Here is a 22,332-nt window from a genome sequence, read left to right as displayed (position 1 = left end):
TATGAGTGGCGGTCTTTTTGTTGGGGTTGAGAAATACCTGATAGGAGGAATTACAGACGCCACAAAGGGATTGATGATGTCGTACTCTTCTATGATGATGGGGCTGGCAGCAGCGTCAGCTACCATCTACATCATGTGGCGTGGATACCAGACTTTGGCTGGTAAGCTATCTACGCCTATGGAAGACACGATGTGGGACATCATGAGGATGGCGATCATCCTGTCCTTTGTGGCTAATTTAGGCGGCTACCTCGATGGCGTTATTGATGCCATAAACGGAATAAAGGAGGGTTTTTCTGGTAGTGATAATATATGGCAGTTATTAGACACCCTATGGAATAAGGCTAAAGTGTTAGGGAAAACGCTACATGACATGGATAATTCTACATATGTAAAAGATGAGGGAATGACTGCTCAATTTTGTGTATGGCTTGGAATATTCGCACTTATGATTCTAGCGGGCTTTGTTTCAATGGTTGCCGAAGTAATGATTCTACTATTAGGAATAACTGCACCTATTTTCATATTCTGCCTTATGTATGGTTTCCTCCGCCCCATGTTCAATAACTGGTTGCAAAATATATTTGCAGGGATATTAACAATTCTATTTGCCGCTCTCTCATTGAGAATTGTAGTGAATTACTTGAATCTCGTTCTTAATAAGGCGACGAAGGTAGCAGACAGTTCAACAATTGTTGAACTTGGTGCTCAAGTCTGCCTTGCAGGTATTTTCGCTGCAATACTGGTGTATATTTCCGCTAAGGTAGCCGCAGCTCTGGCCGGGGCAAGCGCTACCGTATCCATGCAGGGGCTGGCCGCTGTAGGTATCGGTGCGGCTGCTTTTGGTGCCGGGAAGCTAGCCGGGGGTGCAGTTAAAGAAACCAAACGTTCCGCCCAGGACAACATTCAGGGCTGGAAGGATGCGAATGCAGGTAAGCCCGGCAAGCCCGGAGGTGAGTTAGGCTATAACGCATCTAAAGCGCGGAAGTACGCGATTGAGCAGATGATAGCCCGGAACGAAGCGCGGAGGCTGGCACAGTCGAGAGAATCCGCGGTTAAGAAGTTCAACAGCTAGGCCAGACGTCTCCCGTCCATCCCCCCGAAATATCATCATATGAAAATATAATTATATTTTCATATATCTAATTTAGTTGAGGAAATCATTGATGAAACGCTTGATTGCGCTGGCTTTGCTGTGCGCGCTTTCTGGCTGCGCCCAGAACACGCCTCCCTCTGCCTTTAGCGGTAAGGGAGAACCCGTAAACACCCCTCAAATTATGGCGGAGTTAAACAGTCATGAGTGAACAGAAATTAATAGCTGAATCCCGCACTTTTGAGCAGCAAATGATTGAGCGGGATAAACGCGCCACAAAAGCCGGTTTTGTTGTTGGCGGTATGGGTCTGCTGATTGCGGTACTGGCGCTCGTCGCCGTGGTCGTGATGTTGCCGCTGAAACAGACGGACGTTGAGCTGTATACCTTGGATAACCACACAGGACGGGTGGAACACGTTACCCGGACATCGAAAACCAGCCTGACCGCAACAGAAGCCTATCAAAAGGCGATGGCCGCAAACTACGTCAAAGTGCGTGAGCGGTATGTCTATCCCTCTTTGCAGGACGACTACGAGACGGTACAGGTCTACAACGCTCCCCAGGTAAACGATGACTATCTGGCGCTTTACGCCGGAAAAAACGCCCCAGACAAGGTTTATAAGAACGGGGCGCACACCGTGAAAGTGGAGATCTTGTCCAACCAGATCACCGATGCGACAGCCCCTGATAGGGTCGCCACCATCCGCTACAAGAAGATTATCCGCCGTCTGGCTGATAACAGCACCCGCAACGAATATTGGGATGCCCGGTTCACGTTCCATTCTAACCCTGACAAGGAAATGAGCGATGCGGAACGCGAGATCAACTACTTCGGCTTTACCGTCACCAGTTGGCAGACCGACCGCGAAATCCGGGGAGGTGAATGATGAAAAAGTTAACGTTTACCGCACTGGCACTGATGATGTGCGGCGCGGCATGGGCTGCGGCCATACCGCAGGCAAGCCGCTATGACTCCCGCGTGCAGCAGGTTATCTATAACCCGCAGAACGTCACTGTCGTTAACACCAAACCCGGCTTTATGACAACGCTAGTCTTTGATAACGATGAGGCGGTCATAAGCGCCAAACCTGGCTTTGATGAGGCGTGGGAAGCCACGCCGGATGCAAACCGGGTCAACGTTCGCCCGGTCGCGCTCACGCAGGGAGCGCCCGGAGAAGATGGCAACACAACGCAGGTCGTGATCCCCCCGAACAGCCGGGACTGGCATACCAATATGCTGGTTGTCACCAGTAAGCGCCTGTACAACGTCGAGCTGAACGTCATCGATGATAAATCGGCACAACAACCCGCTTTCCAGGTGAGCTATCGCTATCCGGGCGAAGAACGGGACAAAGCGAGCCGGGAGGCGACGGCCAGACAGCGCGAGTGGGAGCAGAAACAGCAACAGGCCAGCGTCCAGAAAGCGCTGAACTCGGCGCAGACGCCCCGCAACTGGAGTTACACCAAATATCCGGGCAAAGGCAGTTTCAACATTGTTCCCGATTTTGCTTACGACGATGGCCGCTTTACGTTCGTGGGCTTCTCCCCGTCTAAGTCCATTCCTTCCGTCACCAAAGAGCTGAACGGCAAAGAGCATGTGGTTAACAGCAGTATCCAGAAGAAAGGCGATTTCACCGTACTGGTGATTCAGGAGGTGACGCCACGCCTAGTACTGCGTTCCGGTAATGCCGTTGTGGGTCTGGAAAATAGCGGATTTGGCAAGGTACACGCCGCCGATGGTTCCACCGTATCCCGGCAGGTGGAAAGAGTGGAAAAACCGGAATCCAATTAACCTATAAAAATATTTTTATAAAAGGAAACGTGCATATGAACGACGAAAACAAAATGCCTGTGCCGGATGAAGCGCAGGCATTCCCGGCACACGCTGAGGATGATATTGCCACGCTTGAGCGGGAAGCCCGCGCTAAAAGGGAGGCCGAGCTTCTCAATGCGCAGGACGACGAAGAGAAAGACCCGGTACAACCCGCCGTTAACAAGCTGAAAAAGCGCAAACGGGGCAAAGCAACCGCCTTTCTTGCCATTGTCGCGGTCACGCTTATCTTCCTGGCATGGGGTGGTAACTGGGTTTATCGCAATATCCTGTGGCAGCCTACGGAAGAAAAGAAACAGGACACAGCCCCGCAGACGAACAAAACCGATTACCGGCAGCGTAACGATCTCGGTATGTCCACCGATACAGCCGAAGAAGAGCCAGAGCAACAGGATAACGGCCAGAGCAGCACGGGGGGAACAGGGCAGGTGGCTCCGGCCGCCCCGCCAGAACTCAACAAAGCCAGCTTCCTTATTCGCCATGATGGTTCGGCCACCACACAGAACCCGGTAAAAACCCGGCAGCAGGAAATGACGCTGACATCGGCAACGACCACCGGACAACAGGACAGCAGCGCGGCCACAAATACCGCCGCACCGCCGCCGGGACAAAGCCCCGCACCAGTGCGCCGCATACCCTATAACCCTGACCTGTACATCCCGGAAAATACCTCGATCCCCTGCTCACTGGATCGCCGCTTTGTATCTGACCGGGCGGGGAAACTTCGCTGCACGGTCACTACTGACATCTGGAGCGCCAGCGGCAACACGAAGCTGATAGAGAAAGGCACCACCGCATCATTACTTTACCGCGCCATAGCGGAAGAAGGTATGAAGCACGGGCAAGGGCGGGCATTCATCATTGCGACGAAGCTACGCACCCGCCAGCCGCCTTATCTCGATATCCCGTTGGTTGATACCAGCGCGGCTGGCGATCTGGGCGAGGCTGGCGTTGATGGCTGGATAGATTCGCACTTCTGGGAACGGTTCGGCGGCGCGTTAATGGTCGGCATGATCCCCGATATTGGCGCATGGGCATCCAACAGCGCGGGTAAAAAAGACCGCAATACGGACTATACGGAAAACAGCCGCCAGGCTATGGCAGATATGGCACGTACCACGCTGGAGAACAGCATCAATATTCCCCCAACGCTCTATAAGAATCAGGGCGAGATCATCAACCTAATCACAGGCGAGGATATTGATTTTTCCAACATCTATACACTGAGGTTGAAAAATGACCGCTAAGAATATTTCCCTCGACCGCTATAAACAGCGTTTCTTTGGCGACTTTCTAGAGCTTCCCGGCCTGACGGAGATCGCCGTCAATCGTCCAGGTGAGCTGTATACCAAAATCAACGGCGTATGGGAGCAGCACGCCGTTCCTTTGTCCTATGAGGATTGCTACAACTTTGCCCGGTGCCTGGCAAAGCACCACGGCGACAATATCGAAGATATTAAGCCGGGGCTGTCAGCCACGCTGGAATCTGGCGAACGGTGCCAGGTGATTGTTCCCCCGGCCTGTGAGCGCGATACGGTGTCTATCACCATCCGTAAGCCATCGAAGGTACAAATCCCGCATCAGTCATACATCGATGCGGGATTTTATAACCGGGTAACAGGCGAGGAAAAAACGGAGACGCACGACGAGGAATTAATTGCATTGTACAATACAAAAAATATTCCTCTGTTTATGGAGAAATGCGTCGAGTACGGTAAAACTCTCGCGGTCGCCGGGGAAACAAGCACCGGGAAAACCACCTATATGAAAATGTTGATAGGGTATATTCCTGTACATCTTCGGATATCAACCATTGAGGACAACCCGGAAATCACGTTCTTTATCCATAAAAACTACGTCCATCTTTTTTATCCGTCAGAATCATCAGATGAAAAAGGTTCTATCGTTACCCCGGCGAGCCTTTTACGCTGGAATTACCGTATGAACCCTGACCGCATTTTATTAACAGAGGTTCGCGGTGCGGAAGCCTGGGACTTCCTTAAAATAACAGGTTCCGGCCATGAAGGGAGTATGACCTCCATTCATGCAGGATCAGCGAAAGAAGCTATAGATGGGTTTATTACCCGTTGCTATGAAAATCCACAGTGCGCCCAGCTCCCCTATACATTTATGTTACGTAAGGTTCTGGATAGCCTGGACGTGATTGTGAGCATTGATTTAGACGGAAATGTTCGCCGTATGAATGACATCTATTTCCGTCCAATTCATCGAAACCAGTATTTTGAGGAAATGAAAGCATGATAAAGAAACTTAAAGTCATCATGTTGGCAGCAATAGTTACCGGATGTTCATCGCCGCCGCCTCCCGTTCCTGTGGAGTGGGATAAAGCCGCTGACCCATTAAATACCAGTTTACCGCAATGGAGTGACAATAACGTTATAGTCCCTTCCCCGACAGTTAACGGTAAATGGACATCATCAATCAGCGCACAAAGTTTCTACGATACAATATGGACTCCAGCAGTATTTTACGCAGTCGCCCATTCAACACGAATTGTCGTCACTGCACAATCCGGCACTGATTTCTTTAATGCCAAAAACTGGCTTCGCCAGAATGGCGCAAAAGGCGTTATTGAATACCAGCCTGTATTTAATTGCCTGACGTGCAGAGAAACCACTATTTATTTCTCTCGCTAATCCATTTAAGCAACACAATCTAATAAGGATTTATCATGAAAAAAACCGTTATCGCGGCGACTGTATTATGCCTGACCGCAGGAACGCCGATTTATTCCTTTGCCGCTGACCCGTGCGAAGTTGTTCTTTGCATGTACGGAAAAGCTACAGGTAATAGTGGTGGGAGTGAATGCAGTTCAGCAGAACGCGCATTTTTTAAAATCAACGCATTTAAAAAACACCATCGTTTCAATCCGGGTAAAACATTCGATATGCGAAAAGAATTTTTAGGGGAGTGCAAAGCCGCAGACCCTGAATCAATAAGTAAAATCCTTTCAAAATTTGGCAGAGTGAAAGGATAACTGACATATCCATTTTGATATGAGAGGTTCGAAATGATAAACGAAGATTTATTCATTAAGAATATACACTCAAAAAAACAGGACAGAATATCTGTAGCCATGGTATATGACACGTTATCAAAAGAAGCCCACAGAGGTTGTGGGCTGTATTACGAAATATACGAAAGCTGTTTTATCGGTCTTTTGCGCGATCATCTTTCAGAACTTAATGAAGCTGACGCAAATAGATTAAGACGCTATGCCGAGAGTAAAGGTACGAAAATTGATGATGCGTCCTACAGTGAAGCACTGGAAGCTGAAAGGGAGTGCAGGGCTGAAATATACCGCGAGCAAATGTAATCACACAAAACAAAAGTGTATTGTACAATACAGAGACTAACAGGCGACGGGATTTTAAGGCTTCATTATTTTTGGCTTCAATTTCGAAGAAATTGTTAAGACGAAAAATAATGAAGTGGAACGTGGACAGAAAATTCAATTTCGGAGAAATTGCTAATTTTCAGGATCCACGTCCACCCGCGAACATTCGCCCCAGCGAATTGAAGCGGGCCGGGGGGAGCCGCAAAAATTTTGCCGCCCCAGCGAGCAAAAAGGCACGCCCACGTGCCGGTTTTTGTGGGGGGCTTGCCCCGCACACCGTCGCAGCCAGGCTATATTTCCCGCCCCGGCGGGGAATATGCCGATTAGGCGCGACCAACCCCTTTAAAGCAGCGTTCCCATTTTTTCGAGCTTGCGAAGAAAAAATAGGCTAAACGCGCGTCTTAAAGGGGTTGGTCGCGCGTAGCGTGCGACGGTGTGCCGCCTTTGACCCTGGGGGTTTTGGCGTGGCGTCCAGCCGCGACATTACCCCCATGCGACAGGCAATAAGGGCGTCCAGCCCGCATGTACTGGCGCACGCCGTCTCGTGCAGGGAAGCATGCTTTCCGGTACATGGCCGCACAGCGGCCACCTTCTTTACCCCATACGCTCGCCCCGTCTTTTCGCCCGACACCGTGGGGCGAATTGATGGGGCGATGTCATGGGGCGAATCGCTGACGAAGGAGGCATGATGATTTTAAATAAGCTTACCGCTTCACTGTCCCCGATAGTGAACGGGATGCTGGCGGTGCTGGCTTTTGTGCAACAGAAACAACTGGTGCTGGCATTATTAGCGGGGCTGACGATGCCGTTTTTTGCATCAATGAAAAGCGATGAACGGCAGAAAGCCCCGTTATGGAAAAGGTTGATTATCGCTTTTTCCCTGCTGTGTTTTCTCTCTGGCACACTGGCCCCGATAGTTATCGGATCCTTCCAGTGGCTGTATAAAACCAGACTCACCAGTGATAATACGGTACTGGTCTGGTCAGTACGGATTGCTTTCACTGTAACCGGAATTATTTTTCATATTATGCTTCGCCGGGTATTCACGCCGGAACTGGACAAAATAAAGAAACATCTTGTTAAAAAAACTACCCTTGAACGCGAATTGCGCACCGATGTCCGCACCGTAAAGTCCCTGCTGCCGGAAACACTGCATTATGATCCGCTGGATTATATTGACCTGAATAAAGGCATTTTTACTGGCATGGACAGGGAGAACGAACCAATGTATCTCCCGTTAAAAGACTGGCAGAAACAACACGCGGATATTATCGGCACCACTGGAGCTGGGAAAGGTGTTGCCACCGGCATATTGCTTTATCAAAGTATTCTGGCCGGTGAAGGTGTGTTTGTTATGGACCCCAAGGATGATGAATGGGCTCCACACCTTTATCGGAAAGCCTGCGAGGATGCAGGAAAACCCTTTGCCTTAATTGACCTGCGAAAACAGCAATACCAGCTAAACCTGATTGAAGATATTACGCCAGATGAACTGGAAGAATTGTTCGTTGCAGGTTTCAGTCTGGCGGAAAAAGGTCAGGAATCTGACTTTTATCGGATCGACGACCGGAAAGCCGCCCGTATGGCCGCACAATTTGTCAGCGATAATCCATCGACAACAATCCGGGATGTTTATAACGGTGATTACGTTCAGGGTATTGCCGAAAAAATCAAAGCATTTTTTGGCAAGATTGAGGAGCTGGCATTACTCAATGCCATTAATTCACCGGAGGGGTTTTCACTCAAAAAAATATTTGATGAAGGTGGCTGCTGTTATGTTATCGGCTCCATGCGAAACAGCAAAATCATTACCGCTCAGCGTATGCTGCTGGTTCGCCTTTACCAGTTAGCAGAAAGGCGCGAACGTGTAACAGACGTACCCCGCCCCATTGCTATTTATCTTTCCGAACTGAAATACCATTTATCCAGGCCAGCGCTGGAAGGTTTAGGCGCGGCTCGGGATAAAGGCGTGCATATTATTATGGATCACCAGTCCATTGCCGATTTAAAAGACTGCCCGGCAGATTTGAAAGGCGACGCCGTTGTCGGTGCGGTCGTTGAAAATGCCAAATTTAAAATGGTTTACCGGGTTATGGATCCGGATACAGCAGACTGGATAGCGAGAATGTCAGGAACGATTCTGGTGGATGACGAACTCCGTAAGGCTAAGACGGATAATATGCTCACTGAAACCATCGACAGTGAGCGCACAATCCGCCAGGCCGAGCGTTTTTTTATTGACAGCAATATGATCCTGAACCTGCCTGATTTTGTCAGTTTTATCTTTACGACAACAACGCTACCTTCTGCCTCCCTGATTTCACCGATAAAGGTCAGAAAGCGCCGGTTAAAAACCTTTTCTGTTTCCCCTGATATTGCCGCAGCGGCGGCACCGGTGAAGATCGCACTGGATTTTGGCGACGATGATAAACCAACCGCGCTGGATGTGATGGCATCGCACCCGGCTCTTTTCTTCGACAAAAGCGAAGTAAAACCGACAAAGCCAAAACCTGATGATGAAAAAGACCTGTCCCCGCTGGATTTTTAAGGAGCGGTTATGCTGATTTCGACATATCAAGAGCGCCAGACACGCAACAGAGAAAAAATAAAACAACTGCTGAACTTCCTGAAAGAAGAAACCTACAGCGATTTTAAAACGCTGATACTGCTATTTGGTTTCCGGGATCATAAATCGCTTTATACCCTTCTTTCAAAAGTCGAGAGAATGGGGTTAATACAAAAGCATGTCCTGGTATCACGCACAATAAAAATTTCATTGTGGGGCATAACCAGTGACGGACTGGCCGTTGTGTTAACCCCCGACGATGCGCTTTTCCCCGCACGATTTGAGCCTTCAAAGATTACCGGCTGGACGCTGGAACATCACCTTGATAATCAGGCGGCACGGATCATCCTTGAGCAAAAAGGCGCGTCCGGCTGGATAAACGGCGATCGCACGACCTTCCTCAGCCGTTATCAGGTCAATCACCGGCCAGACGGGCTGATCACTCTCCCTTGCGGAACCGTGATCGCCATTGAGACCGAGCGCCGTCTGAAAACCAGAGCTCGCTACCAGTCAATCATCGCAAGCCATTTACTGGCCCGGACCCGGAAAGACTGGATTTACGTTTTTTATATCGTGCCGGACCCGCAGAAAAAGCGCGGCCTTGAACGGCTGTTTGACAGCATCAGACACGTTATCGTTAACCATCAACACATCCCGCTGGAAACCCGCCACCGGAATGTCTTCCGCGTCTACACGCTCGACGAGTTGCAACGGCTCAACTTGGATAACAATATATAGCTACGGTCTCACCGATTACGCTAGATGCATGCACCAATCATAAGTCGCTCGAACCAGAAATCAGGTAGAAATAAAGTCGTCCGGTCCTAAATAATCGAACATGGCACGACCATTCTCATCATCCACCTCAACTCTAAGAAGACCTCTTCTGTTTGTGTTAATTCTGCCATTTATACTTCCCAGAGGAGTGCCATCATCAGCCAGTACGTGATGAATACCATCAACAGTGTAAAGCTGCAATGGTGTGCCGATCACTGCCGGAGTATCTCTCCAGTCCACCATTCCGTTATAACGATGACGACTCCAAACCTGGCTGCCTTTGGGGCTGAGACTACCCAAGAATTCCAGCCACATCACTCTGGTTTCAGGTGTAGGCCAGTCATGATTATCCGTGTGGCTTATCACTTCTTCAGAGTTCAGCCACCTTCTAAGCTCCTGGCCGGATTGAAAATCGGCAGTAGTGTCTGTAACCACTTTTATGGCTGCAAGCCTAGAGCTAAAACCCGCCTGAATAAGCAGTGAAGACGAACGGCTCAAGGTACCTGTTTCAACAGCAGCAACCGCAAAACCTAACTCATAATCGTCTAGCGTGGTATCTGTATCACCTATGAGGTCTCCATTAGCTGTTGCACGTACCCTAATAGCCTCCATTGCCCACGGAAGTCGATACACCAGCCCATTCTCGACGAATTGAAGCGTTTCAGACGCCTGCGTATTCGCGACGTTAGTCATGGGTTCACCCAATAGCCAGGAACGTAAAATACCTCTCCAGTCGCCAGGCAATGGATCGGGTATAAACGGATAGAAGGTAAAGACCTCTTCAGCGAGCGCCGTGATAGCAGCAATTGCCTCTTCGGCATCACCGCCCATTATAGCCGCATTCGCATCAATCAATAGTTGGTTGGCCTTAGCGGCAATAGCATCAAGTCGTAGCCCGGTTGTAAGTCCTACCCCCGACAGGAAATACCCCCGGCGCCCTGCTGCCGTTGAGCGCTGCCAGATGTAGCGGCTGCGGGACAGGAGTCCCGATTTCAGCAAAATCCGTTCATTCTCATCCCTATAACGCTGCAAACTGCGTTGCCAAAGTGAAGACTGAAGAATGTCATCAAGAGCAGTTTCAATCTGGTCATCCGGGATATCATTCTCACCAAGAAGGCTCAGAATAGCAGTATCAAGCGTTGAAAGTTGTTTTTCCCAGATGGCCTGCGCAATATCTCTTTCTTGCGGAGATTCGGTCATAATTTCTGGAAATTCCCACGCTACGGCGTTGTTGGTCACATATTCAGTGAGTGCTTTTAAATCCCCACCAAGCCGTGTATGCATGCGAATCAATAACACACAGACAAGCTGTATTAGTCCGCTCTCCATCTCACGGGCCCCCGTGTCAGATGTGAGGGTATGCCAGTTAGTCTGGCGTTTATTTACTTTATCGAATATTGGATAAATCACCAGCCCTTCAACATCTACATATGCGCGCCCTGCTCTGCCTATGACGTTTCTGAACTCGGACACTTTGATAAGCTCGCGATTCCGATGAAGAGAATGCATGACGATAGCTGTTGCCGAAAGATTAAGACCTTGTGCTAGCGTCGGTGATGAGATCGTCACTTTAAGTACCCCATCTCGCAGCAAACGTTCGATTTCTTTGCGGTAAGCCGTAGGCAATGCGCCATGATGAAGAGCCACGCCCAACCGTAGGCAGGCAAGTATCGGGCTGTGTGCCCCCAACCATTCTTCTCCCAGCGAGATAGCCGTATCCAGAATGTCCGGGGCAGCATCAAATAAAGATGGCAGTAGTCCGCGCTGATGCAGATCGACAATTGTCTCGGCAAACGGTTCGACGCTCCGGCGAAGTGGGCAGTAGATAAGTACGGTCTGTCCATCTTCAATTAGACGCCAGGCTGTCGCTAAGCAGAGCTCCTTGTTATCAGAGGGAAACATTTTTGTTCGCTGCTTTTTATTAGGTAATTTAACCTTTGGCGGTTGTCTGCTGACGATAAAACGCGATACCCAAGCCGCCTCATAACCGACGCTGAGATTAAGCCGACCTGCTGGAGCGGACCATATGACCTCGCCAAACTGCAAGCGGGTCGGTCGCCAATTATTTTTGATTGGTCCTCCGGGCTTGTCACGACGGAGCCAACCGGCAAAATCATCGAGTTGCTCACCATCAGGTAGAATTGCCGAGAGGCAGACAATTCTGCGCGTATCGGCATCCTGTCTGCGCAACAGCCGTTGAATTTGAACTTCATACCGAACCTCTCGTTCATCGGCCCCAATCATGTGCCCCTCATCAAAAATAAAAAGTCCTACATCATTAATAATTGACGGGTCATTCCGGAGAGCAAAGTCAAGTTTTTCAGGCGTGGCGACGACGATGTCACGCTGGCGAATTGCATCCTCATCCATACCACTTACGCCAATGCTGCCATACAGCATTGATATTGTTTTCCCAAGCGGCCCAAATGTTCTGGAGAGAGTGGCTTCTGTTTGTGCAGAAAGCGCACGAAGCGGGGTGATGAAAACAACACGCTTGCCACCCGCCAGACAGCGAAGAATACACAATTCAGCAATACGAGTTTTTCCAGCGCTGGTTGGCAACGAAACAACCAAATCGTCATTGTCATTAACAGAGCGTCCGGCGGCCTCTCTCTGCGATGGCCAGAGATCAATTTCGGCTCGAGGTCGTCTTTGAAGCAGTGCAATAAACAGTTCCCGAAGCGCGGGCCATTCAGCAGCGTCACCACCAACTGGAACCAGTGGCAATCTTTCATGGAATGTATCTGACCAAAGGTCAGATAACAGATGAATGGTAATAAAGTTTAGCCACCACTGGGGTAGCATATTAAACTGAGCACATATACTTAGACTAATTCTTAATTTTTCAATAGCCCTGGAAAGCAAACGTGATTCTCCCCTTTCTACAGCGAGAAGGTAGAGAGAAATGGCCGACATATAGGCGTCAGTCAGTGCCAAATCAAGCCCATCAAAAAGGATGTCCTCCTCTGACTCACTGTCACCGTTCTCGTCTTGCGGCAAGTTTAGGCGAGCCTGGAGGATTTCAGTAATTTTCACGTCACTGCCATCACCTCTGAGCCGAAAGCCCAACGCATTATCGCGCAGAGTACGCAAATCACGCCGGATCAGTTGTGTAAGAGCCCTCTCTATTGGTGAAAAATTATCATCCTGACCAACCATTGCGAGTAACGAATAGGCTCGTGCTGAAAGATGCGCAAGGTGATAGCTTGCAGCAGCCATTACGAAGTGAAAATCTGTATCCCGGCTGTCGCGTTTTCCTTTAGCAATAGCCGACTCGAGTGCGGTTCCGGCCTGTTCAAAAGCAATTCGCGCATAGGCGTCGTCTCCATTAAGTTCTCGAAGACGAAGGCCGAGATCGATTAGGGCATAAGCATAGCCTTGAAGGTCCTGACTGAGCAGTGCGCTAAACTCCGGTGCATCCGGCGGCAAGTCACCGTCTCGCCAGATCACCGACCGGGCTTGCCCGCGTGCAATCAGGCGCCCGCGAAAACCTACAGCTGAAGCTTCCTTAATAGCTTCGATAATTTCATCAGCTGTTGCTGGCATCGCTAATCACCTTTTCAAAAGTTGCGGCAATAAACTCACCATGGCGAGCAATTCTTAGACAAACACCCCACTGATTATTTTGACCTGTATACTTTTCAATTGAAGTGGTCAGCATAGTTTCTGAAGAGTTGCCCGATAATAGAAAGATAAGATGCCGGACGCATCCTGGAACAATTCCTTGCCGAAGCGTTGCATTTAAGATCGCTTTAGCCAAAAGCTCCTCACCCTGTTCATTCAGGCGATCTGCTATGAACATTAGGGCATGTGAAGATGGCAGCCCTTGCTCTTTATTCAAGTTATCGCGGGCTTCAGAAACCACCTCTCCCGTCATTTTGGCGCGACTTTTCGCTTCGGTTTTAAGGAAAAAAAGTTGTTGAGAAGACTGATCTATGTAAATACCAATGACGTCCTCACCACGCATCGACATATTGCGATGATCTTTCCAGCGCAATCTTTTTATAGGCGTTTTATAGCCATTGCTACGTGCATTTATCCATTCAGTTGCAAATATCTCACCCAAATCACCGGAACGAATCTGTTTCGTTTCAGGCAATTTTCCAGCAATGTATGCCGCCAGCCCCGGTTTACCTAGAGCTTCAAATGCGTTAGCGATATTTCTTGGTGACGCATAGTGTTCAGGTATTAGCGCGGCCATAACCTGAACGCCGAACATACACTCGGCATCCCTGGCCGTTATTGACTGCAAATAATGGTCGCTGATATTACGCTCTGTCGAATCACACCAGTCCTCGAAATTTGCCATACTAATTCCTCTATATGGTCTTCTTTTTGGTAGTACGGAACCAAGGAGGGAGAAACACCAGAATATCTTATTGTCAACCGTCCGATCAACATAACTTCAGAGCTTCAACTCTCAGATTTAAAAGAAGTTCTAATGCCAGACACCATAATCAACGCATAGAATGCACTATTCCGCTGTAGAGGTATGATTGTTCGGTGCTCGTTCCGACTCCGCTCCGTCTCACTCATACCTCTACAGCGTTACCGGTTAAGCCTATCCCAGCACCGAAAGCCACACTCCTTTGCGGCCCTGAGACCTTGCGGCTCAGATTTTGTCCATCAAATAACGATGTGCTTTAGAGGCTGCGCTGACCGCTTTGAAAATATAACGCTTGTCGTTTTTCAGCTCTTTCAGCCAGGAAGCAATATAGCTTTCATGTTGTACCTCTCCCTCAATGCCAAGATCAGCCATCAGAAAGGCACTTCCCAGCTCTGCTATCAGTTCTTCCTCTGCATAATCCGCACTGCCAAACTTCCCTTTCATTTCACGGTTCAGACGTTTTTTGCCACCACTCCAGTGAATCAGCTCATGCAGACCTGTAGCGTAGAAATTAGCCGCATCTGAAAACAGATGGCGCTCCGGTAGCCAGACTTCATCTATTGATGGGCTGAAAAAGGCGTTTTGTCCTTTCTCGATGATGTTTGCGCCACTCTTCCGTAACAGGTTCTCAACCTGCGGCACCGGGTCAAAGGTTGCTTCCGGGCTGACAGTTTCAGTTGTCAGGGCCAGGCCGTCGATTTGCTGAACGTTAAACACGGTAAAGGTTTTCAGCATCGGAATATGTTCAACTTCTCCGGCGGCGTTTTCCTTCTCCAGGGTGGTGTAGAAAATGGCTGTTGTGCCACGTTCACGTGTGCGAACCTGTCCACCTGCTGCCTGTGCCTGTTTGTAGGTCATCCAGCGTGAATCGCTGAAACCCTGTTTTGATGCACTGCACCATAGCAACATGATATTCATACCGCTGTAGGCTATGCTGGTGGCGTAATTCGATGGCAGACCAGACATGCCGGATACACGCTGCCACGGGCATGACCAAGGTTTCACACCGGCTTCTAGCGCTGCAATGATGCTGTCGGTAACGGTCTGATAAATATCCGTTCTGGTTTTAGAAAATTTCGTTTTTGAGGAGCCTGACGGGTCCAGCGGGGATATGCTGGTCGCCGCTGCGGTGTTAGGGGCGCTTGTCCGGGGATTATGCAGGGAAATTGTCATGATTTTTTCTCCGTCAGTGTGTTTTTTTCGTCTTCGTATCGCCTGACGGTTCGCTTTCCCGGCATCGTTCTGTCCTGCAAGGGCGCAGCAAGCGTGCCATTTACCCTTGCAGGACGGGTTGTGTTGGGAAACGATTAACAGGAAGCCGATACAGGAACGAAAAGCGCACAGGAGAAAAACTGCCCCTGCATAGCCGGGCGTAGCGCCCCTTACTTCGCAGTGGTGAAAAGTAAATTGGTGGTGTTGAGTCTGGGGCCTGCACTGACAGGGACTTCATGTAGGTGTTAGCATGCTTTCCTGCCGGACGAGACGATCCTGCTAACCGGGGGCGGTTTGTTCTTAAATTAATTGTCTCGTTCCGGCATCACTTACAACCGGAGCCGGGCTGTCTCATTATTGAACGCAGCATCCAGTCTATCCACCACCACCTAGATCTGGGGTGAGAGATTTCTTGGAAATGGCCACAGCACCGTAACCGGAGAATCATTCTCAAAGGGCTTAACAGGTATATTATTTCACTTAATTATAATGCCAATGTCATGAGAAATCTTTAGTGTAAAGATTTAATAATTATCCTTTAAGTGTAGATTACAAGCAGAACAATTGAATTAATCGCCACATTGAAAATATAAAACCTCAACACACTTGATGTATTTAACAAGACATAGGATTAAACCCATTAAAATTAAAAAAATTTAAAATACAAACCTCGTTTTGGCCGGGTATAAATACAATTTAAACCGCAACGTTTTTAAGTAAATAAATTCATTTGCAACTAAGCATTCAGGGTTGATATAATATAACCACTTAGATAATAATCCATGTTAGTTTGGAGTTAATATGTACATAGCGATAGATGGCGATGATGTGGGGAGAAAAATAACCTCATCATACTTATCCAACTCAGAAGAGAGGTTGACATACATAAGCAACAAATTAAATGATACCACAAAAAAAATATCTAAAATGCTTTTATCCAATGGATTTGAGATAATTTTCCAAGCCGCAGATGGTGTTACAGCGAAAACAGACAACGAGGTCAATCTTAACTTTGTTTTTGATAAGATAAAATCCTATTCCTTTGACGAAATTACATTTTCAGCTGGTGTGGGAGCGAATCTAAGAGAAGCCTATGTTGCACTGTTAAATTCTAAAAGCAACGGTAAGAATATGATTTCTATTTACAAAGACATATTATAATGGTGCGAAATGTTTAGAATAATAAGATTTGACTGGTTGTTAAAAACGGTATCACTAATCTCTTTGTTTGTCACAATACTTTCATTTTGGATCTTTAAGACAGTTCTGTCTTCTGACTTAAGCCTGCTCAAATTGTTATCAATATCATCATTAGCATCCATTATCATAAACTTCTTTCTCCTTTCATCAAAGATATCAAGACTAATATGGGGAACAATAAGGTTTTTCAAGAAAGACATATATCCTGACTTAAATGGAATTTGGGTTGGACATATAATCACAGAAACAAATGATGAATTTGAAGTCCGCGCAAAAATAAAGCAAGCACTCCTTGTAACAAAGATAGAAATGCACGGCCCCACAGTTAAATCTGTTACGCTAGAAGCAACGCCAACTAAGGAACTGGATAACAACAAATTGTATTATGTATATAAATCAACCCCTAAAAACCCTAGTTGGAGCGAGTATATTGGCTCGACTATATTCGACGTAATTGAAAGTAACAATGCGCTCCAACTTTCCGGTCGATATTATACAGACAGAAAATCCGTGGGGAGAATATCAATAAAAAGAATATCACTTAACACTGACTCCGATATATCTTTTTATTAACTTTCGGAATGTTTAATTACCACAATCAGCCATGTTCGTTCTTTTAAAATAGAAGGATAATTCGCGCTACTGATATATTAATCATGGAAAAACTCCTTTCAGTAGCCATTTTCCCTAGAAAAATACCCCTGCATACCTCATATACTCCATCGAAACTGATTATTATGGGAGACTCCACTTATAAAGAATTGCGAGGGAAATTCGAGTGGTGTTTTTTTCATCCTCTCCCCATTAGATGCCCCCAAAATAGCCATCATATTAAATTTATTTTAACACATAAACTATACTGTTAAAAATGACTAATATCTGAAAAATGAGTGCAACTCAACAATTTCATCTATTTTTTTACTTCTCTCTTATACTTTTTATATCATTTCCGTTTTTTATTCCTACCCACTCAGATTTTCTGCCTACAATAATCAGGAGCATTGTCTCTGTTGCGATCAGTCCAGTCAGCCAAGATTTCATGTCTGTATAAGACGGTTGAGGAAAATCTTCGGGATGTGTATGCCATTCGCCTAAATAAACAAGAAAGCCATTTGACTGTTCAAACAGTTCATCTACTTTCAGCTGATGATGGTCACCTTTTCTTTCAAACCGATTACGTGTCCTGATGTCACCCGGCCCTGGTTCCGAAATGTGAGTAATAACGATGTGAGGTCCCCGGCGTTCTCCTATCAGAACTCCTCCAGCTTCTGTGCTGACATATTGCATTTGGCGATATGACTTGAGCAGTCGAACGACTTCGCTCATGACCACTACATGATTGTCAAAATTATCGATGAATACCAATTCATTTATGTTCATTACACACAGGGCAATTCGGCTGATGTGGCAAAAATTGAGGTCTGAGCGAACGCCCCCCCTCAAGGATATGTTCATTGTAAGTCCACTTTAACTCTGGTTCTAGAGTACTTAACACGGCCATCTGGGCCAGAGATGACGTTATGCTACTAACTGCTGCATCATAAAGGGTGTAAGTGCTGCCACAACTTTTATTTTTTTCGCTTGATATATCAAGATCATTAAACCTTGAATCGGTTCCTTTATGGTATTTTGCAGGGTTAGAAACCATACACCCGTAACAGCTTCGGCCATCATCAATAAAGACTTTTGATGCCCGGCCGTTGCCATCATTGAACGCGTGAATAATATATGGTCTTTGCTCCAGTGGAATCTGTCTAACCACCGCAGCGATGCGTTTTGACACAGGTGGGCGTCCTGTCGCATCAATAATGATGTCGTACTTCTGCATTTCATCTGCGCTGATACGGAATTGTTCCATAAATCCTACAACCTTTGTCTGTAAATGCACAGACTCCTGTAGCTTTGCCGCAAGTGAAAGGGATTTAGGCCACCCGAAATCATGTGACGATAGGGTATGACGGCCAAAATTACTGGGTTTGTAGATATCATCATCATAAAGATGCAGATAACCCTTACCACATCCGGCTCCGTTGCGTAGTAATAATTCGGCCAGATACCCTCCAATTGTTCCACAACCTATCAACGCTATACGCTTTGTTGAAAGACTTACTGCCCCCTTCCGTCGTGTATTCCGGCTAAGGAGCGTCGCAATGTCAGCACGAATGACACCCAGCCTTTGATATTCCGTGCAAACACTTTTGCCACCCAACATCGCCGCAAGCTTGACCGTTGAGTTTTTGGCTGACTTCCGGTACCTTCTGAAATCAACAGACTGCGCATTGAACTCAACATAGATAGCTAAGATGTCCTGGTTTAAAACATCAAAGAGAAAAATGTACCTTTTCTTCCCTTCGGCTTTGATGTTTTCAATGACTCTATCTCTGGCATTGTGGTCTGATTTTTCAAGCCATTCCAGTAAGTCCCGGAATGAAGCCGGTGGCCATTTCATCCCGGCTAGACGGCTGGGATTTACAGAAATGTAATGCGTGCTGATGGGTATTTCTTTTAACGAAGTTCTGGGGAAATACCTTTGTTTGAGCCACTTGGTCATAACGGCTTCCGAGTCCTCCGGGGATGATTCCTCAACCGTTATGTACTCCTGTCTGGTAGTTCCATCAGACTTAAGTAATTTTGCCAAAGAGGTTTTAAGTGTGGTCCCCCGACTTGCGTTTGACAGAAGAAAGAGTGTCTCGCTGGGACGCCAGTATGCAGCAAACTCCCCTTCCAGTTCTCTCTTATCATTTACCCCTTGCGTAGCAGCGGATACCGAATCAATGAGGGTCTGGTGTATCTGTGCATCAACTTCTTTATATGTCGCTTCCAGATCGTTGGAATCCCAGTCTGCTTCCATCTGCTCAACATAGCAAAGGAACCCTTCCAGGGCGACATGGGGCATAAGGCAACTTTTGAACTGTTCAGGTTGCTCAATAATGAATGCTGTCGGCAGTTCTGTGAAAGGGTCGGGATGAATCACCAATGCAACATTAAAATTACCGGCATCAGTCGCGTATTCTTTCGTGTAATATCCTGCACCTCGCTCCCTGCTGTGCAGAATCGATTTTTCAGGAAGATTGCGGGCACGCGTATAGCGATACCCGCATCCCGTCATCACTTGATGGAGCTGCCCGTCCTTCATCAGCCACTTACCATCGTTTTGTTGATTGGTTTAGATGATGGCTCTTTGGATGGTGCATTGAGAAATGCCGGAGCTGCAGCACTTGACGTGATTAATAGGGCATTAGTCACACGTTTACCAAATGCTTCGTTGATTTTACGTAACGCTTCTTCCCGACTTTCTGATTGCTCAGCGGCAAGTAAAATACCGTACAGACCTTCCATAGTTTCAACGATAGCTCTATGGTGCACGTTATGGTTACTTTCCGCAGGGAACAATGGTTTTTCGTCAGTATCGTCGGGACTTTCCACACCGCGATTGAATTCCTCAGGCAGCAACCTGGCAATAAGTTTCATCGTCCCGGTGAGGTCGGAGCCATTATGAGATTCTCTATCGAGGATGTTGACGACTGCAGTCATCAGACTGATTGATGAAGGGCCCCCAACTTCCCATTGTGCATCCCGCCAAGCCTTCATAAACCGGCAAACTGAACGCAGATGCCCGCCGATACGTTTACAGCTTTCGTTGAACCAGTCTTCAACAATTTTGGGGTCGCTGACTGACCATCTTCTGACCCCTTCGCGAAGTGCCAGGTTCACTTTGTCGGACTCAACGGCATAAGCCTCGCGTCCCCCCCGGTTCAATGCAAAAGATTCAAACACCGAATCTGACTTTATGAGGTGTGCTGAATCTGCTGCTGTTTGTTTTTTCTGGAATTGTTCTTTAGGGATCGCATACATCGGTACATCAATGTGTGTTTTCTCCCGATAGATTTTGATGCGTCCGCAGGTATTCTTTTCTTCAAATACCCAGCCATCGTTTTCAGCTTCTAGTGATTTCAGTGATGTATCCACGAGAAGGAGAAGCAGAGTGTGTCCAATGCTCGGTTCGGATTCAAACACCGTCATGGGCATGTAGGTGCCATCATCAATATCCATTTCCTGCCCCGGATGAAAAGGCCTGTTTAACGTATCGTACTGAAAACTTCCTTGAGTCCAGAAACGAGGCTGGAATTTGATGAAGTCATCGCGTGCTTCATCTTCCATTTCAAAAATAAGTCGCGCTAGATCAGCACGTTCTTCGGGGGAGAGGTAGCGAACGTTTGTTTTCTCAAGTTTTAATCTGACACTTTCAAGTGTCAGCGCTTGCCTTCTCACGTCAATTGCGACTTGGCGAGCTTCCTGAAATACATCTCTCGTCCTTTCACGTACGATCTGACGAAGTGCTTTGAGTTTATCGGATTCAGTCTTGCTCAATTTGAGCTTACTGATTAAGCCATCCATATTGTGACTATAGTAATTGTTAAAATCCCAAGGCATCAGAGTTTCTCCTGCGCGATTGCGCGCTTAAAGGGTTTTGCAGGTGTAGTGAAAAAGCTCTTAAGCTTCTGGTTCTGAGCGAACTGCACAGTAGCGAGTTGTCTTCCCCTTGCGCGCAGGTTTTCAATGGAACTCTTCGTGGCATTATCCAGAGTGATGTCGCTGGCTGCTTCATTAGGGATCACTTCATCCAGACTGGTGTAGTTATCGGAGGCACCATGGAGCGTAAGCTCGCGCAGGAGCATATTTTTATGGAGATGTTGGTTAGCCGTCATGGTTGTAAGGACCAGTTTTTTACCTACGCCCCAAAGTCGGCAGTAGCCATTCCACCATTTTTTGCTCAGCAGCCTTGGGCTAAGTGAATACTCTTCCCCGGTAGTACCGATATTAAGTATGTGTATGTCTTTATGAGCAACATCAGGAAAATCAGACTTCATGTCCCTGAAAACTTCCAAAAATCCGATATAACTGGGGTTGTTGGCGACCAGACCTCCATCAGCAAAATAAGAACCAAGGTCTTCACAATGGTGTGGTGCAAAGAACGTCGGTGCAGCGGAGGTTGCGAGTGCGGCATCAATCAATTTAAGTGCACCGTCGCGGGTAAAATCTGGGTTATGTGGTGTCTTGAAGAACTGAGGTTTTCCTGTTGAAAGATTGACTGCCGGGACCATTACTCTCCGGGCCAGGTCATTAAAGGTAGTCTCACCACCGATCATCGTTTCAATTGTTTGTCGAAGTGGTTTACTACTATAAATGGGAGAAACAAGTGATTTAAGGAGATTGAATAGCCACCATCTTGGTGGAAAAATATCATTCGCTTTATCTAAGAAAACACATTCCAACTCGCGAGCACTCTTGCCTTTAGCAAGGCCGAGAGCCAAGATCCCACCTATCGATGTCCCTGCGATGAGGTCAAAGTAATCGCCAATTCTGATTTCTTGGTCAGGGTGCCTAGAGGCAAGTATCCTCTCAATCTCAGCAAGCACACTGATTGTAAACATCCCTCTGGCCCCACCACCATTTAGGCAGAGTAGCCGTACTCCATGGTCATTGACTACATGCAATTCAGACATTGAAAACCCCATAACCAGAGAATATAGCTATAAGATATGTCTGTTTTTATTCTTTTCAATGTACAAATAATCAGTGTTTTTGTAATTAGTATAAAACACTTTTAATTCTATAAAACATACTGATTTAACCTGTAAAGTTAGAATTTTTACATTTTATATCCAATCAAAGGAAGGTCTTCATTTGAAACGAAGAAGAATCATTCGATGACTCTTTGCGGTACGTGACATCCACTGGCACTATCAGGCAGTGTCCGATGAACCAAACTCTTGAAGCCTGCCTGACCTAAAGTGAAGCCCCCACAGGCAAGATAATTCCTAACGATAAGGCCAACGACGATAACATCCCTACTTACACCAACAAACGTTAGGCCATGATATTGGCACGAGGTACCTAATATTGA

General features: G+C 47.2%; 19 protein-coding genes. 12 read left to right on the top strand and 7 right to left on the bottom strand.

Annotated features, from left to right (window positions below):
* Position 1 precedes the first annotated feature (1 nt).
* The 10 genes from ACOTXL_RS05600 (at position 2) to mobC (ending at position 9,586) form a co-directional block, all read left to right on the top strand.
* A complete protein-coding gene (locus tag ACOTXL_RS05600) occupies positions 2-1,075 on the top strand; it encodes a type IV secretion system protein (protein WP_001593439.1) in 1,074 nt (357 codons plus the stop codon).
* Positions 1,076-1,296: 221 nt separating this feature from the next.
* A complete protein-coding gene (locus tag ACOTXL_RS05595; protein WP_000003229.1) occupies positions 1,297-1,980 on the top strand; it encodes a type IV secretion system protein in 684 nt (227 codons plus the stop codon).
* Positions 1,977-2,885, top strand: a complete 909-nt coding sequence (gene virB9 / locus ACOTXL_RS05590; RefSeq protein WP_000976328.1) for a P-type conjugative transfer protein VirB9 — start codon at positions 1,977-1,979, stop codon at positions 2,883-2,885. Before ACOTXL_RS05595 ends, virB9 begins: the two co-directional genes overlap by 4 nt.
* A 35-nt stretch (positions 2,886-2,920) precedes the next feature.
* Positions 2,921-4,171 (top strand): VirB10/TraB/TrbI family type IV secretion system protein, encoded by a 1,251-nt coding sequence (gene virB10, locus ACOTXL_RS05585; RefSeq protein ID WP_023339226.1) that lies wholly within the window; start codon positions 2,921-2,923, stop codon positions 4,169-4,171.
* Positions 4,161-5,186 carry a P-type DNA transfer ATPase VirB11 gene (virB11, locus tag ACOTXL_RS05580; RefSeq protein WP_000125558.1) on the top strand — a complete coding sequence of 342 codons (1,026 nt, stop codon included), beginning with the start codon at positions 4,161-4,163 and terminating at the stop codon, positions 5,184-5,186. The genes virB10 and virB11 overlap by 11 nt, the downstream gene beginning before the upstream one ends.
* Complete coding sequence (locus ACOTXL_RS05575; RefSeq protein ID WP_000592251.1) at positions 5,183-5,581, top strand: cag pathogenicity island Cag12 family protein; 399 nt, start codon at positions 5,183-5,185, stop codon at positions 5,579-5,581. The genes virB11 and ACOTXL_RS05575 overlap by 4 nt, the downstream gene beginning before the upstream one ends.
* Before the next feature lie 35 nt (positions 5,582-5,616).
* Positions 5,617-5,922 (top strand): hypothetical protein, encoded by a 306-nt coding sequence (locus ACOTXL_RS05570; RefSeq protein WP_000754360.1) that lies wholly within the window; start codon positions 5,617-5,619, stop codon positions 5,920-5,922.
* Between the two features lie 33 nt (positions 5,923-5,955).
* The gene (locus tag ACOTXL_RS05565; protein ID WP_001593443.1) at positions 5,956-6,261 is read left to right on the top strand and encodes a hypothetical protein; all 306 of its coding nucleotides are present in this window, start codon (positions 5,956-5,958) and stop codon (positions 6,259-6,261) included.
* 709 nt (positions 6,262-6,970) lie between these two features.
* Positions 6,971-8,830, top strand: a complete 1,860-nt coding sequence (locus ACOTXL_RS05560) for a type IV secretory system conjugative DNA transfer family protein (protein WP_016240610.1) — start codon at positions 6,971-6,973, stop codon at positions 8,828-8,830.
* Positions 8,831-8,839: 9 nt separating this feature from the next.
* Positions 8,840-9,586 carry a MobC family replication-relaxation protein gene (gene mobC / locus ACOTXL_RS05555; RefSeq protein ID WP_001593446.1) on the top strand — a complete coding sequence of 249 codons (747 nt, stop codon included), beginning with the start codon at positions 8,840-8,842 and terminating at the stop codon, positions 9,584-9,586.
* A gap of 60 nt (positions 9,587-9,646) precedes the next feature.
* Here mobC and ACOTXL_RS05550 read toward each other — a convergent pair whose 3' ends face one another.
* The 3 genes from ACOTXL_RS05550 to ACOTXL_RS05540 all read right to left on the bottom strand — a co-directional run bounded on the left by ACOTXL_RS05550 (position 9,647) and on the right by ACOTXL_RS05540 (position 15,185).
* Positions 9,647-13,171, bottom strand: coding sequence for a DEAD/DEAH box helicase (locus ACOTXL_RS05550; protein WP_016240611.1), 3,525 nt, complete (start codon positions 13,169-13,171; stop codon positions 9,647-9,649).
* Complete coding sequence (locus tag ACOTXL_RS05545; RefSeq protein WP_001593448.1) at positions 13,155-13,934, bottom strand: Hachiman antiphage defense system protein HamA; 780 nt, start codon at positions 13,932-13,934, stop codon at positions 13,155-13,157. The genes ACOTXL_RS05550 and ACOTXL_RS05545 overlap by 17 nt, the downstream gene beginning before the upstream one ends.
* A gap of 303 nt (positions 13,935-14,237) precedes the next feature.
* Entirely contained in the window at positions 14,238-15,185 is a 948-nt protein-coding gene (locus tag ACOTXL_RS05540) for an ArdC family protein (RefSeq protein ID WP_032737973.1), read from the bottom strand.
* A gap of 840 nt (positions 15,186-16,025) precedes the next feature.
* Between ACOTXL_RS05540 and ACOTXL_RS05535 the strand changes: the two genes are divergently transcribed.
* On the top strand, positions 16,026-16,385 hold the full coding sequence (locus ACOTXL_RS05535) for a mCpol domain-containing protein (protein ID WP_001593450.1): 360 nt from the start codon (positions 16,026-16,028) through the stop codon (positions 16,383-16,385).
* A 9-nt stretch (positions 16,386-16,394) separates the two neighbouring features.
* A complete protein-coding gene (locus tag ACOTXL_RS05530; RefSeq protein WP_071549951.1) occupies positions 16,395-16,997 on the top strand; it encodes a hypothetical protein in 603 nt (200 codons plus the stop codon).
* A gap of 345 nt (positions 16,998-17,342) precedes the next feature.
* Here the strand turns inward: ACOTXL_RS05530 and ACOTXL_RS05525 are convergent, their stop codons facing one another.
* From ACOTXL_RS05525 to ACOTXL_RS05510, 4 genes are read right to left on the bottom strand one after another with little or no spacing between them, the layout of a single operon-like run.
* Positions 17,343-17,750: a Mov34/MPN/PAD-1 family protein gene (locus tag ACOTXL_RS05525; protein WP_223340727.1), complete on the bottom strand. Its 408-nt coding sequence runs from the start codon at positions 17,748-17,750 to the stop codon at positions 17,343-17,345.
* A 40-nt stretch (positions 17,751-17,790) separates the two neighbouring features.
* A complete protein-coding gene (locus ACOTXL_RS05520; RefSeq protein WP_001593453.1) occupies positions 17,791-19,560 on the bottom strand; it encodes an E2/UBC family protein in 1,770 nt (589 codons plus the stop codon).
* Positions 19,560-20,858, bottom strand: coding sequence for a CBASS phage resistance system c-GMP-AMP synthase DncV (dncV, locus tag ACOTXL_RS05515; protein WP_001593454.1), 1,299 nt, complete (start codon positions 20,856-20,858; stop codon positions 19,560-19,562). The genes ACOTXL_RS05520 and dncV overlap by 1 nt, the downstream gene beginning before the upstream one ends.
* A complete protein-coding gene (locus tag ACOTXL_RS05510) occupies positions 20,858-21,931 on the bottom strand; it encodes a CBASS cGAMP-activated phospholipase (RefSeq protein ID WP_032142592.1) in 1,074 nt (357 codons plus the stop codon). The genes dncV and ACOTXL_RS05510 overlap by 1 nt, the downstream gene beginning before the upstream one ends.
* Positions 21,932-22,332 lie beyond the last annotated feature (401 nt).

Origin of the sequence: Enterobacter cloacae complex sp. IR5402 (assembly GCF_049238125.1) — a bacterium.
Lineage (GTDB): Bacteria > Pseudomonadota > Gammaproteobacteria > Enterobacterales > Enterobacteriaceae > Enterobacter > Enterobacter hormaechei_C.
Note: the sequence above shows the minus strand (reverse complement) of the source record. Positions and strands in the feature narration are given on the sequence as shown.

Excerpts from the sequence above, each read along its gene's own strand:
- ACOTXL_RS05600 (WP_001593439.1), top strand. The coding sequence starts at position 2 with ATGAGTGGCGGTCTTTTTGTTGGGGTTGAGAAATACCTGATAGGAGGA.
- ACOTXL_RS05595 (WP_000003229.1), top strand. The coding sequence starts at position 1,297 with ATGAGTGAACAGAAATTAATAGCTGAATCCCGCACTTTTGAGCAGCAA.
- virB9 (WP_000976328.1), top strand. The coding sequence starts at position 1,977 with ATGATGAAAAAGTTAACGTTTACCGCACTGGCACTGATGATGTGCGGC.
- virB10 (WP_023339226.1), top strand. The coding sequence starts at position 2,921 with ATGAACGACGAAAACAAAATGCCTGTGCCGGATGAAGCGCAGGCATTC.
- virB11 (WP_000125558.1), top strand. The coding sequence starts at position 4,161 with ATGACCGCTAAGAATATTTCCCTCGACCGCTATAAACAGCGTTTCTTT.
- ACOTXL_RS05575 (WP_000592251.1), top strand. The coding sequence starts at position 5,183 with ATGATAAAGAAACTTAAAGTCATCATGTTGGCAGCAATAGTTACCGGA.
- ACOTXL_RS05570 (WP_000754360.1), top strand. The coding sequence starts at position 5,617 with ATGAAAAAAACCGTTATCGCGGCGACTGTATTATGCCTGACCGCAGGA.
- ACOTXL_RS05565 (WP_001593443.1), top strand. The coding sequence starts at position 5,956 with ATGATAAACGAAGATTTATTCATTAAGAATATACACTCAAAAAAACAG.
- ACOTXL_RS05560 (WP_016240610.1), top strand. The coding sequence starts at position 6,971 with ATGATTTTAAATAAGCTTACCGCTTCACTGTCCCCGATAGTGAACGGG.
- mobC (WP_001593446.1), top strand. The coding sequence starts at position 8,840 with ATGCTGATTTCGACATATCAAGAGCGCCAGACACGCAACAGAGAAAAA.
- ACOTXL_RS05550 (WP_016240611.1), bottom strand. The coding sequence starts at position 13,171 with ATGCCAGCAACAGCTGATGAAATTATCGAAGCTATTAAGGAAGCTTCA.
- ACOTXL_RS05545 (WP_001593448.1), bottom strand. The coding sequence starts at position 13,934 with ATGGCAAATTTCGAGGACTGGTGTGATTCGACAGAGCGTAATATCAGC.
- ACOTXL_RS05540 (WP_032737973.1), bottom strand. The coding sequence starts at position 15,185 with ATGACAATTTCCCTGCATAATCCCCGGACAAGCGCCCCTAACACCGCA.
- ACOTXL_RS05535 (WP_001593450.1), top strand. The coding sequence starts at position 16,026 with ATGTACATAGCGATAGATGGCGATGATGTGGGGAGAAAAATAACCTCA.
- ACOTXL_RS05530 (WP_071549951.1), top strand. The coding sequence starts at position 16,395 with ATGTTTAGAATAATAAGATTTGACTGGTTGTTAAAAACGGTATCACTA.
- ACOTXL_RS05525 (WP_223340727.1), bottom strand. The coding sequence starts at position 17,750 with ATGAGCGAAGTCGTTCGACTGCTCAAGTCATATCGCCAAATGCAATAT.
- ACOTXL_RS05520 (WP_001593453.1), bottom strand. The coding sequence starts at position 19,560 with ATGAAGGACGGGCAGCTCCATCAAGTGATGACGGGATGCGGGTATCGC.
- dncV (WP_001593454.1), bottom strand. The coding sequence starts at position 20,858 with ATGCCTTGGGATTTTAACAATTACTATAGTCACAATATGGATGGCTTA.
- ACOTXL_RS05510 (WP_032142592.1), bottom strand. The coding sequence starts at position 21,931 with ATGTCTGAATTGCATGTAGTCAATGACCATGGAGTACGGCTACTCTGC.